Source organism: Pseudomonas fitomaticsae, from assembly GCF_021018765.1.
Classification (GTDB): Bacteria; Pseudomonadota; Gammaproteobacteria; order Pseudomonadales; family Pseudomonadaceae; genus Aquipseudomonas; species Aquipseudomonas fitomaticsae.
Genome location: NZ_CP075567.1, coordinates 5,907,022 through 5,919,349 on the forward strand (window position 1 = coordinate 5,907,022; position 12,328 = coordinate 5,919,349).

Annotated in this window: 13 protein-coding genes; all 13 read left to right on the plus strand. The window is 57.7% G+C overall.

Features of this window, described 5'->3' with window-relative positions; genetic code table 11:
* Positions 1-94: 94 nt before the first annotated feature.
* Entirely contained in the window at positions 95-1,465 is a 1,371-nt protein-coding gene (gene eat / locus KJY40_RS26765; RefSeq protein ID WP_085608773.1) for an ethanolamine permease, read from the plus strand.
* A 191-nt stretch (positions 1,466-1,656) separates the two neighbouring features.
* Positions 1,657-3,051 (plus strand): ethanolamine ammonia-lyase subunit EutB, encoded by a 1,395-nt coding sequence (locus tag KJY40_RS26770; RefSeq protein WP_230733747.1) that lies wholly within the window; start codon positions 1,657-1,659, stop codon positions 3,049-3,051.
* Positions 3,048-3,881 carry an ethanolamine ammonia-lyase subunit EutC gene (gene eutC, locus KJY40_RS26775; RefSeq protein WP_407681978.1) on the plus strand — a complete coding sequence of 278 codons (834 nt, stop codon included), beginning with the start codon at positions 3,048-3,050 and terminating at the stop codon, positions 3,879-3,881. Before KJY40_RS26770 ends, eutC begins: the two co-directional genes overlap by 4 nt.
* Before the next feature lie 118 nt (positions 3,882-3,999).
* Positions 4,000-4,461 carry a GNAT family N-acetyltransferase gene (locus tag KJY40_RS26780; protein WP_007958617.1) on the plus strand — a complete coding sequence of 154 codons (462 nt, stop codon included), beginning with the start codon at positions 4,000-4,002 and terminating at the stop codon, positions 4,459-4,461.
* Between the two features lie 228 nt (positions 4,462-4,689).
* The gene (locus tag KJY40_RS26785) at positions 4,690-5,340 is read left to right on the plus strand and encodes a DedA family protein (protein ID WP_039771888.1); all 651 of its coding nucleotides are present in this window, start codon (positions 4,690-4,692) and stop codon (positions 5,338-5,340) included.
* 4 nt (positions 5,341-5,344) lie between these two features.
* On the plus strand, positions 5,345-6,157 hold the full coding sequence (locus KJY40_RS26790; RefSeq protein ID WP_230733749.1) for a M90 family metallopeptidase: 813 nt from the start codon (positions 5,345-5,347) through the stop codon (positions 6,155-6,157).
* 114 nt (positions 6,158-6,271) lie between these two features.
* Positions 6,272-6,799 carry an inorganic diphosphatase gene (gene ppa, locus KJY40_RS26795; protein WP_007933577.1) on the plus strand — a complete coding sequence of 176 codons (528 nt, stop codon included), beginning with the start codon at positions 6,272-6,274 and terminating at the stop codon, positions 6,797-6,799.
* A 221-nt stretch (positions 6,800-7,020) separates the two neighbouring features.
* Positions 7,021-7,758, plus strand: coding sequence for a S24 family peptidase (locus tag KJY40_RS26800; RefSeq protein WP_230733750.1), 738 nt, complete (start codon positions 7,021-7,023; stop codon positions 7,756-7,758).
* A 452-nt stretch (positions 7,759-8,210) separates the two neighbouring features.
* Positions 8,211-8,642 (plus strand): hypothetical protein, encoded by a 432-nt coding sequence (locus KJY40_RS26805; protein WP_230733751.1) that lies wholly within the window; start codon positions 8,211-8,213, stop codon positions 8,640-8,642.
* Positions 8,643-8,772: 130 nt separating this feature from the next.
* Positions 8,773-9,693, plus strand: coding sequence for a restriction endonuclease (locus KJY40_RS26810; protein ID WP_230733754.1), 921 nt, complete (start codon positions 8,773-8,775; stop codon positions 9,691-9,693).
* Positions 9,694-9,877: 184 nt separating this feature from the next.
* Positions 9,878-10,459 (plus strand): DarT ssDNA thymidine ADP-ribosyltransferase family protein, encoded by a 582-nt coding sequence (locus tag KJY40_RS26815; RefSeq protein WP_230733756.1) that lies wholly within the window; start codon positions 9,878-9,880, stop codon positions 10,457-10,459.
* Complete coding sequence (gene darT, locus KJY40_RS26820) at positions 10,456-11,100, plus strand: type II toxin-antitoxin system toxin DNA ADP-ribosyl transferase DarT (RefSeq protein ID WP_074691609.1); 645 nt, start codon at positions 10,456-10,458, stop codon at positions 11,098-11,100. The genes KJY40_RS26815 and darT overlap by 4 nt, the downstream gene beginning before the upstream one ends.
* The gene (gene darG / locus KJY40_RS26825) at positions 11,097-12,182 is read left to right on the plus strand and encodes a type II toxin-antitoxin system antitoxin DNA ADP-ribosyl glycohydrolase DarG (RefSeq protein WP_085747631.1); all 1,086 of its coding nucleotides are present in this window, start codon (positions 11,097-11,099) and stop codon (positions 12,180-12,182) included. The genes darT and darG overlap by 4 nt, the downstream gene beginning before the upstream one ends.
* The last annotated feature ends 146 nt before the right edge of the window (positions 12,183-12,328 follow it).

The window sequence follows — 12,328 nt, forward strand, 5'->3', positions numbered from 1 at the left end:
GTGAACACCGCCGCTGCGTGAACAGCATCCACCCACTCAACCGCTGCACCCGAAAGTCCAACAGATCGAACAATAAAAAAGACAGAGAGGACTTATGACTTCCACCACACAGCTCAAACCCACACTCGGCACCCTGCACCTCTGGGGCATTGCCGTCGGCCTGGTGATTTCCGGCGAATACTTCGGCTGGAGTTACGGCTGGGGCACGGCGGGAACCCTGGGTTTCCTGGTCACGGCCCTGATGGTCGCGACCATGTACACCTGCTTCATCTTCAGTTTCACCGAACTGACCACCGCGATTCCCCACGCGGGCGGGCCGTTCGCCTACAGCCGCCGGGCGTTCGGCGAGAAAGGCGGATTGATCGCCGGCATCGCCACGCTGATCGAATTCGTGTTCGCCCCGCCGGCCATCGCCATGGCCATCGGCGCCTATCTGAATGTGCAATATCCGGGGCTCGACCCCAAACTCGCAGCGGTCGGCGCGTATTTCGTGTTCATGACCCTGAACATCCTTGGCGTGAGCATCGCCGCGACCTTCGAACTGGTCGTTACCGTGCTCGCCGTCGCCGAACTGCTTGTGTTCATGGGCGTGGTCGCGCCGGGCTTCAGCTTCAGCAATTTCGTGCTGAACGGCTGGTCGGGCGCCAACGAGTTCACGATGGGCTCGATTCCGGGCATTTTCGCGGCGATTCCCTTCGCGATCTGGTTCTTCCTCGCCATCGAAGGCGCGGCCATGGCGGCCGAGGAAGCCAAGGACCCGAAACGCACCATTCCAAGAGCCTACGTCAGCGGCATCCTGACTTTGGTGTTCCTCGCTATCGGTGTGATGGTGATGGCCGGCGGCGTCGGCGACTGGCGCCAACTGTCGAACATCAACGACCCGCTGCCGCAGGCGATGAAAGCGGTAGTCGGCAACAATTCGACCTGGATGCACATGCTGGTGTGGATCGGCCTGTTCGGGCTGGTGGCGAGTTTCCACGGGATCATCCTCGGCTACTCGCGGCAGTTCTTTGCCCTGGCCCGGGCCGGTTATCTGCCGAAAGGCCTGGCCAAACTCTCGCGTTTCCAGACCCCGCACCGGGCGATTCTGGCCGGCGGCGTGATCGGCATCGCGGCGATCTACAGCGACGGTCTGGTCAATCTGCAAGGCATGACCCTGACGGCGGCGATGATCACCATGTCGGTGTTCGGCGCCATCGTGATGTACATCATCAGCATGCTCAGCCTGTTCAAACTGCGCAAAACCGAGCCGAACCTGGAGCGCACCTTCCGCGCACCGGGCTATCCGGTGGTGCCGGCCATCGCGCTGTTCCTCGCGGTGGTGTGCCTGGTGGCGATGGCCTGGTTCAACACGCTCATCGGTTGCGTGTTCCTTGGTTTCATGGCTGCTGGTTACCTGTACTTCCAGCTGACCGCCAAGCAACGATCCGAGGCACCGGCAGACGCTATGCTCGAAGGTATATGAGTTGCACCGGCACCGCGCCTTTCGCCCGGTGCCCGCTATATAGAAGTGCATAAAGATCCAATGTGGGAGCGGGCTTGCTCGCGAATACGGTGTGTCATTCAACAATGATGTCGCCTGACACGACGCCTTCGCGAGCAAGCTCGCTCCCACAGGGGATCGAGTTATCCACAGAATCAGGAGGAACGCGCCCCATGGCCGCATTTGCCCATACCGTCGGCGCCCAGACCTATCGCTTCGACAGCCTCAAGGACGTGATGGCCAAGGCCAGCCCCGCGCGTTCAGGGGATTTTCTGGCCGGCGTCGCCGCGATCAACGATGGTGAGCGAGTGGCCGCGCAAATGGCGCTGGCCGACATCCCGCTCACGCACTTCCTGCAGGAAGCGCTGATTCCCTACGAATCCGATGAAGTCACCCGCCTGATCATCGACAGCCATGACAAGCAGGCCTTCGCAGTCGTCAGCCATCTCACGGTTGGCGGCTTTCGCGATTGGCTGTTGAGCGAAGCGGCCGATGAATCCAGCCTGCGCGCCCTCGCTCCGGGCCTGACACCGGAAATGGTCGCCGCCGTGTCGAAAATCATGCGCGTGCAGGATCTGGTGCTGGTGGCGCAGAAAATCCGCGTGATCACAAAATTTCGCGGCACCCTCGGCCTGCGTGGACGGTTATCCACAAGGCTGCAACCCAATCACCCGACCGACGAACCGTCCGGCATCGCCGCGAGCATTCTCGACGGCCTGCTGTACGGCAACGGCGACGCGATGATCGGCATCAACCCGGCCACCGACAGCATCGCCTCGATCTGCGCGATGCTGGAGATGCTCGACGCGATCATCCAGCGCTACGACATTCCGACCCAGGCCTGCGTCCTGACCCACGTCACCACCTCTATAGAAGCGATCAACCGTGGCGTGCCGCTGGATCTGGTGTTCCAGTCGATTGCCGGCACCGAAGCGGCCAACGCCAGTTTCGGCATCAATCTGAACGTGTTGCAGGAAGGTTATGAAGCGGGCCTGAGCCTCAATCGCGGCACGCTCGGACAAAACCTGATGTATTTCGAGACCGGCCAAGGCAGTGCGCTGTCAGCCAACGCCCACCACGGCGTCGATCAACAGACCTGCGAGACCCGGGCCTACGCCGTGGCGCGGCATTTCAAGCCGTTTCTGGTGAACACCGTCGTAGGATTCATCGGCCCGGAATACCTCTACAACGGCAAACAGATCATCCGCGCCGGCCTCGAAGACCACTTCTGCGGCAAATTGCTTGGCGTGCCGATGGGCTGCGACATCTGCTACACCAACCACGCCGAGGCCGACCAGGACGACATGGACACCCTGCTGACCCTGCTCGGCGTGGCCGGGATCAATTTCATCATGGGCATCCCCGGCTCCGACGACATCATGCTCAACTACCAGACCACCTCGTTCCACGACGCGCTCTACGCGCGCCAGACCCTGGGCCTGAAACCGGCGCCGGAGTTCGAGCAGTGGCTGGCGAACATGGGCATCTTCACCCAGGCGGACGGCAAGGTCCGCTTCGGCAACAACCTGCCGCCGGCCTTCCGCCAGGCCTTGGCGCAACTGGGATGAGTCAGATGGAAAAACCGCCCGTCGATCCGCAAAACCCGTGGCTGGAGCTGCGCCGTCTGACCCCGGCGCGCATTGCCCTCGGCCGCACCGGCACCAGCCTGCCGACCAGCGCACAGCTGGATTTCCAGTTCGCCCACGCGCAGGCTCGGGACGCCGTGCATTTGCCGTTCGATCACGCCGGGCTCAGCGCCCAACTGACCGAGCGCCAGCGCGACAGTCTGCTGTTGCACAGCGCGGCGGTGGATCGCAACAGCTACCTGCAACGCCCGGATCTCGGGCGCAAATTGAGCGATCAATCGGCGCAAGCCCTGCGCGGTTATGCCCAAGCGCATCCGGGCGGCGTGGATCTGGTGATTGTCGTGGCGGATGGTCTCTCGGCGCTGGCGGTCCATCGGCATACCCTGCCGTTTCTCACCCGCCTGGAAGAACAGATGAGCGCCGACGAATGGTCGACAGCGCCTGTAGTGCTGGTGGAGCAGGGCCGAGTGGCGATCGGTGATGAAATCGGCCAGTTACTGGGCGCCAAAATGGTCGTGATGCTGATTGGAGAGCGCCCGGGCCTCAGTTCGCCGGACAGCCTGGGTTTATATTTCACCTACAATCCAAAGGTCGGCCTCACGGATGCTTACCGCAATTGCATCTCCAACGTGCGGCTGGAAGGGCTCAGTTACGGCATGGCGGCGCATCGCTTGCTGTACCTGATGCGCGAAGCCTGTCGGCGACAGCTGTCGGGCGTCAATCTGAAGGACGAAGCGCAGGTTCAGACGCTGGAATCGGAAGCCGGTGCAGACATGAAGAGTAATTTCCTACTCGATCCGCCCCCAGCCTGAACCGTTTCCGCATTGCCTTTCTGCGCCGGTTTGAGGCAGGATCGACGCACGGCCGCCCAAGGTTTCCCGATGCCGTCAGCCCCACGTGAAGACAGCCACTTGAAGGACGAGACCTACCATGCGGATTATCCAAGCGACCCTCGAACACCTGGATTTGCTGACCCCGTTGTTCGTTAAGTACCGCGAGTTTTACGGCTCCCTGCCCTATCCGGACTCGTCCCGGGCGTTTCTCGAAAAGCGCCTGCGACGCAAGGAATCGGTGATCTACCTGGCCTTGGCCGATGACGACGACAAGAAGCTCATGGGCTTCTGCCAGCTCTACCCGAGCTTTTCCTCCCTGTCGCTCAAACGCGTGTGGATCCTCAACGACATCTACGTCGCCGAGGACGCCCGCCGCCAACTGGTGGCCGACAACCTGATCCGCACCGCCAAGAAAATGGCCAAGGAAACCCAGGCCGTGCGCATGCGCGTCTCCACCAGTGCCGACAACGAAGTGGCGCAGAAAACCTACGAATCCATCGGGTTCAAGGAAGACACCGAGTTCAAGAACTACGTGCTGCCGATCAGCGACGAGCTCTGATCGCGGTCTGACCTGCGGGGAGGGAGCAGACTCCCTCCCCAATAATGAACGCCAACCCGACATTTATTCACACCGACATCCCCCGCTACAAAACCAACGCGCTTTTCACCCCTCAGCCCGTATAATCCCGATCTTTCCGGCTTGTAAGAAAAACTACACCTGCTTGTAGGCTTACACGAAGTCATCCGCACAGGTCTGCCGAGTCAGGCCGTCACCACAGGTGCCTCCATGGATTTCAACCCGCTCGATCTTGTCCTGCATCTCGACGTTTATCTCGACCTGCTGGTGAATAATTACGGGCCATGGATCTACGCCATCCTGTTTCTGGTGATCTTCTGCGAGACCGGTCTGGTGGTGATGCCATTCCTGCCGGGTGACTCCCTGCTGTTCATCGCCGGCGCAGTCGCTGCGGGCGGCGGCATGGACCCGGTCTTGCTGGCGGGCCTGCTGATGCTGGCGGCGATCCTCGGCGACAGCACCAACTACGTGATCGGACGAACGGCGGGTGAAAAACTGTTCAGCAACCCGAACTCGAAAATCTTCCGCCGCGATTACCTGCAACAGACCCACGATTTCTACGACAAGCACGGCGGCAAAACCGTGACCCTGGCGCGCTTCCTGCCGATCATCCGCACCTTTGCACCGTTCGTCGCCGGGGTCGCGAAGATGCCTTACCCGCGCTTCTTCGGTTTCAGCGTGTTCGGCACCGTCCTGTGGGTTGGCGGTCTGGTAACGCTGGGCTACTTCTTCGGCAACGTGCCGTTCATCAAGAAGAACCTGTCGCTGCTGGTGGTCGGCATCATCCTGCTGTCGCTGATTCCGATGATCATCGGCGTGGTTCGCAGCCGTTTCGGCGGCACCAAAGCCCAATCGCACTAAGCCGATGTGGTCGCTGAGCGCCTGGCGCCGCCGGCGCATTCTGGCCAGGCACCCGATTGCCGACGAACTGTGGCAACGGGTGCGCCATCACCTGAGTTTTCTCGATGGCATCAGTGCCGCTGAAGACCAGTGGCTGCGCGAAGCCAGCGTGCTGTTCCTCGAAGACAAACACCTGACCGCCCTGCCCGGTGTCGAGCTGCACCAGGAACAACGCCTGCTGCTCGCCGCCCAGGCACAATTGCCGCTTTTGCATCTCGGCGACCTGAACTGGTATCAGGGTTTCCACGAAATCGTCCTTTACCCCGACGACTTCCTCAGCCCCCAGCGCCATCGCGATGCCAGCGGCGTCGAGCATGAGTGGGACGGCGAACACAGCGGCGAAGCCTGGCAACAAGGGCCGATCATCCTCGCCTGGCCTGGCGTGATGGCCAGTGGTGGCTGGGAAGGCTACAACCTGGTGATCCACGAACTGGCGCACAAACTCGACATGCTCAACGGCGACGCCAACGGCCTGCCACCGCTGCACGCCGACATGCGGGTAAAAGACTGGGCCGAAGTGATGCAGGCGGCCTACGACGACCTCAACCATCAGCTCGACCGCCATCCAGACGCCGAAACCGCCATCGACCCGTATGCCGCCGAGAACCCGGCCGAGTTCTTCGCCGTCACCAGCGAGTACTTCTTCAGCGCTCCGGATCTGCTGCACGAGGCTTATCCACAGGTGTATGCGCAGCTGCAGCTTTTCTATCGCCAGGATCCGTTGGCGCGCCTGAAGCAACTTCAAGCCACCGACCCGGTCTATCAGGCTCACGAGTAAAGGTCTGCACGACTTCCGGTACGTGGCGTCCACGGCAGAATATGCCTATAATCGCCGCCACTTTTTGGTCAATCCGGCCAAGTGTTTTTGGTCAACTAACGGGGGCAACGCCCAATGAGCTACAGCAAGATTCCGGCTGGCAAAGACCTGCCGAACGACATCTACGTCGCGATCGAGATCCCGGCCAACCACGCGCCGATCAAATACGAAATCGACAAAGACAGCGATTGCCTGTTCGTTGACCGTTTCATGGCCACCCCGATGTTCTACCCGGCCAACTACGGTTACATCCCGAACACCCTGGCTGACGACGGTGATCCCCTCGACGTGCTGGTCGTAACCCCTTACCCGGTTGCTCCAGGTTCGGTGATCCGCGCGCGTCCGGTCGGCATCCTGAACATGACCGACGACGGCGGCGGCGATGCCAAAGTCATCGCAGTCCCACACGACAAGCTGTCCCAGCTGTACGTGGACGTGAAGGAATACACCGACCTGCCTGCTCTGCTGATCCAGCAGATCGAGCACTTCTTCGCGAACTACAAAGATCTCGAAAAAGGCAAATGGGTGAAAATCGAAGGCTGGGACGGCGCTGACGCTGCCCGCGCCGCGATCACCAAGTCGGTTGCTGCCTACAAGGGCTAAGCCTCGCGACCTGCGACAGGCTTGAAGAAAACCCCGGTTGATCCGGGGTTTTTTGTGCCTGCCCGATAAGTGCTTAAACAGCCTGTTTATAGCGACCTACAGAAAAGTTTTTGTGTGTGTAATTTCCCACAAGGGCGTCTTACATCCCGTCGCAAAATTTGCCCTGATTTTGAACGCAAGGTTTATTCAAACCGCTCTAGGCCGGCCGTAGACTCGTGTTTATGAGAAAGAACACTAGCGGTCCAAGATTCAAGGCACTCCTGGAAGCTGCGAACATCACCACCACGGGATTCGCAAAGTTCTGGGGCACGGAAGCCCAAAACGTTCATAACTGGTACACCCGGGGCGTACCCGCGTACCGCATGGAAGAAGTCGCGCGCCTGCTGTCCGTCAACAGCAAATGGCTGAAGACCGGCGAAGGCCCGAAAGACGCGCCACAGCTGTACACCGCAGGTGACACGCTGGATGCCCAGGCGATTCAGGGTGTCTATACGGTGCTCGAAACCAACGACATCGAATTGCCGCTCTACAAAGAAACCCCGATCGCCCCCGGCTCCGACAAAACCCATGTCATCAAAGACCCGGAACAAACCATCCGCCTGCCCCGCAGCCATCTCGAAACCCTCGAAATCCGCCACACCGACGCCATCTGCACCCACATGATCGGCAACAGCATGGCCGAGAAAATCGAAGACGGCTCCACCCTCGCCATCGACCGCGGCCTCACCCAGGTGGTGGACGGCGAAATCTACGCCATCGAACACGACGGCATGCTGCGCATCAAATACCTGCACCGCATGCCCGGCAACGCCCTGCGCCTGCGCAGCCACAACAGCGCCGAATACCCGGACGAAATCTTTCGGGCATCGCAAATCGAGGAGCAGAGGATTCATGTATTGGGGTGGGTGTTCTGGTGGTCGACGCTGGGCAAGCGGCGGCCGGTGGTGCCGTTTCTCTGACCCAGCTTCTGTCGTGAGGGGCAGCCGGCCCGGATAGTCGGTACAAATTCGGAATTTTTCCCGGATTGAACGCTCTATCCCGCACTTCGCACTGGGAATCCCCAACAAAACTCAGTATCCTGCGCCCCACATTCGCGCATCGACCCGCCAAGCGGCCCAGATGACGCCTGACGCGGCAGACCACTGTCTGACCAAGTCCCACAGCCGGACGCAAGATCCGGATGTACGTTTTGAAGGCTGGCGCGGTTTACCAAAAATAAACCAAGCCAGTCCCCGAGAAGCCGGCCACAAGCCGGCTTTTTAATGCCTGCTGAAAACCGGCCGGGGGTCGGTTTACGGGCAGAGCGCTGTGCAATGGTGCTTGCACAACTCATCGCATAACAGAGCCCCGCCTGCTGGAAGCGACGGCAACTTAGATTGCTCAAGTCACCCCACAAGGACGTTCAACATTGATGCCCAAAACCATCACTTCAAACATGAAATCAGTTGGCCTGACAGCCGCCTTGTGCCTTTGTCTTTCAGGATGTGTTGGAGCAATCGTATCGCTCCCGGAAAAAACAACCGTCAAGACAGACGCTTACAAAGCGCAAAGCTATCGATCAATCACACCGCAAATCAGCAGAACGGTCACGTCGACGCCTTCACGGGAATGGTGCGGGATAACCGTTTGGGCACTGATCATTCCGGTGCCATTGAAACTACCGGTTTGCACATCGTATTTCGAGCAGTCCTTCGGCAACGACGAGTTCGGAAACGAAGCCGTTCTGCTCGACTCGCAGCAAAAAGTCCCATCCCCTTTCTACGCTTGCGGCCCATTCATGATGTTGGGACCGATCGTTCATGGTTACGAAGGCAATGCGCTTTGCGGTGTCTTTGCGGATTGATGGTGAAACTGACATATCGACTTACGCTTTCACCTGCAGACGCTTTAGTCGCGAAGCCCTCCATATCTACCGTTGATTTACAATCGCCATCCGATCGGCACGAAAACACTTTCAGCACAGGGATGCGCCCATGTCCGTTCCAACCTACGATCAGTTCATTGAGCCGATCCTTCGCTTTCTCGCCACAAAACCCGAGGGTGCAATCGCTCGGGACGCTCATGAATCAGCAGCAAAAATGCTGCAACTGAGTGAAGCTCAGCGCGAAGAACTGATCGCCAGTGGTCAGGCTACCTACAAGAACCGCTCAGGCTGGGCGCACGATCGTCTCAAGCGCGCCGGTCTTTCCAGCAGTGCCAAACGCGGTTATTGGAAGTTGACTGACGCAGGCGTGCAGTACGCCAAAGAGCATGCATTTCCATTGTCGGCCAAGGAAGTGGAGCACTTAGCAATCGGCTACATGAATGTGAAGCTGAAGGTCGCGCCTGACGCTGAGCCACTGGATGACCAACCGAATGTTGAGCCAGATCTGGCCTCCGCCACCGAGAGCCCCGATGACCGACTGGAGCGAGCGCTTAAGGAATTACGCGATGCCACGGCGGCCGACCTTTTGGACAATTTGCTGCAAGTCAGCCCCAACCGCTTCGAAGTGATCGTACTGGATGTGCTTCATCGTCTGGGTTACGGCGCCAGTCGCAATGATCTGCAACGTGTCGGCGGTTCTGGTGATGCCGGCATCGACGGCATTATCTCGCTCGATAAATTGGGGTTGGAGAAGGTTTACGTTCAGGCCAAGCGCTGGCAGAACACAGTTGGCCGACCTGAACTGCAGGCGTTCTATGGCGCGCTCGCAGGGCAAAAAGCCAAGCGTGGTGTGTTTATCACCACTTCTGGCTTTACGGCGCACGCTGTCGACTTCGCCAAATCGGTGGACGGTATTGTGTTGGTAGACGGGACGCGACTGGTGCACTTGATGATGGATCATGAGGTGGGTGTGACATCTCGCTTGTTACGGCTGCCGACGCTGGATCGTGATTACTTTGATGAGGAGTAAATTCATGAGCCTTGCGATTTGGCCCTGTTACTCAATTCCCATATTAGGCTCGTGGTTAAAATGATGGCACACTAGAATCACAGCGATTGTTCTACCAACCCCTACGGATCGAGGGTTACATCAGCACGGGGCGAGGCCGGAACTGAATCCAGTTTAGGTTGATGTGCAGGTCAAGGAGACCACTATGTCGGAAGTTAAAAGCATCAAGGATCAGAAGCTTCTCTACCATCTCACTTCAGTTGAAAACCTGGATGGAATTTTCAAGGATGGCTTGAAACCTCGCGCTGGCCTTTCGGGTTTCAAAGACGTCGCAGATGCTGAAATCCTGAAAAAGCGACAGGCTTTGCAGCTCGATAAATACGTTCCCTTCCATTGGTTTGCGAAGAATCCATTTGACGGAAGCGTGCAGCGCAACAGGCCAGAGGCCCAATTTGTACTGATCTCGGTGTACAGATCAACGGCCAGGCAATACGGCTGGAAAATCATTCCACGCCACCCGTTAGCAGGCGATTCAATACAGCTACTTGATTACGAACAGGGTTTCGAAGCCATCGAGTGGAATGTCATGAGCAGTCGCGATTACCTGGACCCTCATTGCAAAAGCATCTGCATGGCCGAGTGTCTCGCACCGGGGGTTGTTAAACCTGAGGCCTTCTTCAAAATCTTTACCCCCAGCGAAGAAGTCGATGCACTTTGCGTAGCTAAATTGCAGGCAGCGGATGTTAATGTGCAGACCAGCGTGAATCAGAGAATGTTTTATCAATGAACTACACCAGCCTGAATCCAGAGAAAGCTCTGATTTGGCGTATCGTCCATCGCGATAACCTGCCCTGGATTCTGGACAACGGCCTGCATTGCGCAAACTCGGAAGTACAGGCACCTCATTACGTGAACATCGGCAACGTCGACTTGATCGACAAGCGCCGTTCCCGTCAGGTGCCTATCGCACCCGAAGGCGTCCTGGCCGACTACGTGCCCTTCTATTTCACGCCCTTCTCGGTGATGATGCAGAACATCCACTCCGGGTGGAGCGTGCAGCAACGCAGCAATGACGAGATCGTCATTCTGGTCTCAAGCCTTCATCGCGTTGAAGAGCTCGGCCTACCGTTTGTCTTTACAAACGCACATGCCTATCCGAGTTGGACAGACTATTACAGCGATCTGGCGAATCTCGACCAGATCGATTGGACTATCCTTCAACGGCGCGACTTCAAGCGCGATCCTGATGACCCTCGTAAAATAGAGCGTTATCAAGCGGAAGCGCTGATCCACCATCACTTACCGATTACGGGACTACTGGGCATCATGTGCCACACCGATGCAATGAAAGAACGCATAGAACAAGACGTCGCCGCTCGAGGCCTGACGTTGTCTGTCCATGCGCGTCCCAAATGGTATTTCCAATGATCAGATTTACCCAAGGCAACCTGCTGGAAGCCAAGACCGAAGCCCTCGTCAACACGGTGAACACCGTGGGCGTGATGGGAAAAGGCATCGCGCTGATGTTCAAAGAACGCTTTGCGCAGAACTATCGTCTGTACGCAGCAGCGTGCAAGGCCAAGGAAGTTGAAACCGGCAAGATGCACGTGACCGCCACCAACGAACTTGAAGGACCTCGCTGGATCGTCAATTTCCCGACCAAACGTCACTGGCGTTCACCTTCGCAAATGGCCTGGATAACAGAAGGTCTGCACGACCTGCGTCGTTTTCTAATTGAGAATGACGTGAAATCCGTCGCTATCCCGCCACTGGGTGCTGGTAACGGTGGATTGAAGTGGCCTGAAGTCCGCGAACAGATCGTTGAGGTTTTGGGGGATCTGGATGTCGACGTGCTGGTGTTCGAGCCGACCAATCAATATCTGAATGTCGCCAAGCGCAACGGTGTAGAGACGCTCACGCCGGCCCGTGCCCTTATCGCGGAACTGGTTCGACGCTATTGGGTGTTGGGCATGGAATGCAGTCTGCTCGAGATTCAAAAACTGGCTTGGTTTCTTGAGCGGGCAATTGAAAAACTTCCAAGTACAGAAAACCCGCTAAACCTGAAATTTATCGCTCATAAATTCGGGCCATACGCCAATCGACTGGAGCATCTGCTCAACAATCTGGATGGTAGCTATCTACATTGCGACAAGCGTATCAGTGATGCGGAAATCACCGATGTGATTTGGTTTGATCAAGATCGCAAGGCTTTTTTGCAGACTTACCTAAAGACTGAAGCCAGGGAATATTCCCAAGCTTTAGAGCGCACAGCTGAATTAATCGATGGCTTTGAATCCCCCTTCGGAATGGAATTACTCGCGACCGTCGATTGGCTGCTGATTAAGGAAGGGGTTGTTCCGACCGTTTCTGCGGTACGTGAAGCACTGAGAAACTGGGACGGCGGGGGTGGAGCTGCGGTGCGCAAAAATAAACTATTCGATGATCAAGCTCTTGAAATTGCGATTAATCGCCTGATCTCCAGCAGTTTCAGCCCGAAAATAGCGGCCTGACGCAGACAATAAATGCGAGTTTGCCTATCCGCTTGGCACGTGCAATGAGTAGACGGCTCAGGCGATTATTGAACCATCGCAATAAGCCATTAGCACATCCGCCCTAATTGCCCCTCACCCAACCTCGCCACTAAATTCCCATTCTG

Coding starts and splice junctions, on each gene's coding strand:
- darT (WP_074691609.1), top strand. CDS start 10,456: ATGAACTACACCAGCCTGAATCCAGAGAAAGCTCTGATTTGGCGTATC.
- eutC (WP_407681978.1), top strand. CDS start 3,048: ATGAGTCAGATGGAAAAACCGCCCGTCGATCCGCAAAACCCGTGGCTG.
- eat (WP_085608773.1), top strand. CDS start 95: ATGACTTCCACCACACAGCTCAAACCCACACTCGGCACCCTGCACCTC.
- KJY40_RS26770 (WP_230733747.1), top strand. CDS start 1,657: ATGGCCGCATTTGCCCATACCGTCGGCGCCCAGACCTATCGCTTCGAC.
- darG (WP_085747631.1), top strand. CDS start 11,097: ATGATCAGATTTACCCAAGGCAACCTGCTGGAAGCCAAGACCGAAGCC.
- KJY40_RS26810 (WP_230733754.1), top strand. CDS start 8,773: ATGTCCGTTCCAACCTACGATCAGTTCATTGAGCCGATCCTTCGCTTT.
- ppa (WP_007933577.1), top strand. CDS start 6,272: ATGAGCTACAGCAAGATTCCGGCTGGCAAAGACCTGCCGAACGACATC.
- KJY40_RS26785 (WP_039771888.1), top strand. CDS start 4,690: ATGGATTTCAACCCGCTCGATCTTGTCCTGCATCTCGACGTTTATCTC.
- KJY40_RS26815 (WP_230733756.1), top strand. CDS start 9,878: ATGTCGGAAGTTAAAAGCATCAAGGATCAGAAGCTTCTCTACCATCTC.
- KJY40_RS26800 (WP_230733750.1), top strand. CDS start 7,021: ATGAGAAAGAACACTAGCGGTCCAAGATTCAAGGCACTCCTGGAAGCT.
- KJY40_RS26790 (WP_230733749.1), top strand. CDS start 5,345: ATGTGGTCGCTGAGCGCCTGGCGCCGCCGGCGCATTCTGGCCAGGCAC.
- KJY40_RS26780 (WP_007958617.1), top strand. CDS start 4,000: ATGCGGATTATCCAAGCGACCCTCGAACACCTGGATTTGCTGACCCCG.
- KJY40_RS26805 (WP_230733751.1), top strand. CDS start 8,211: ATGCCCAAAACCATCACTTCAAACATGAAATCAGTTGGCCTGACAGCC.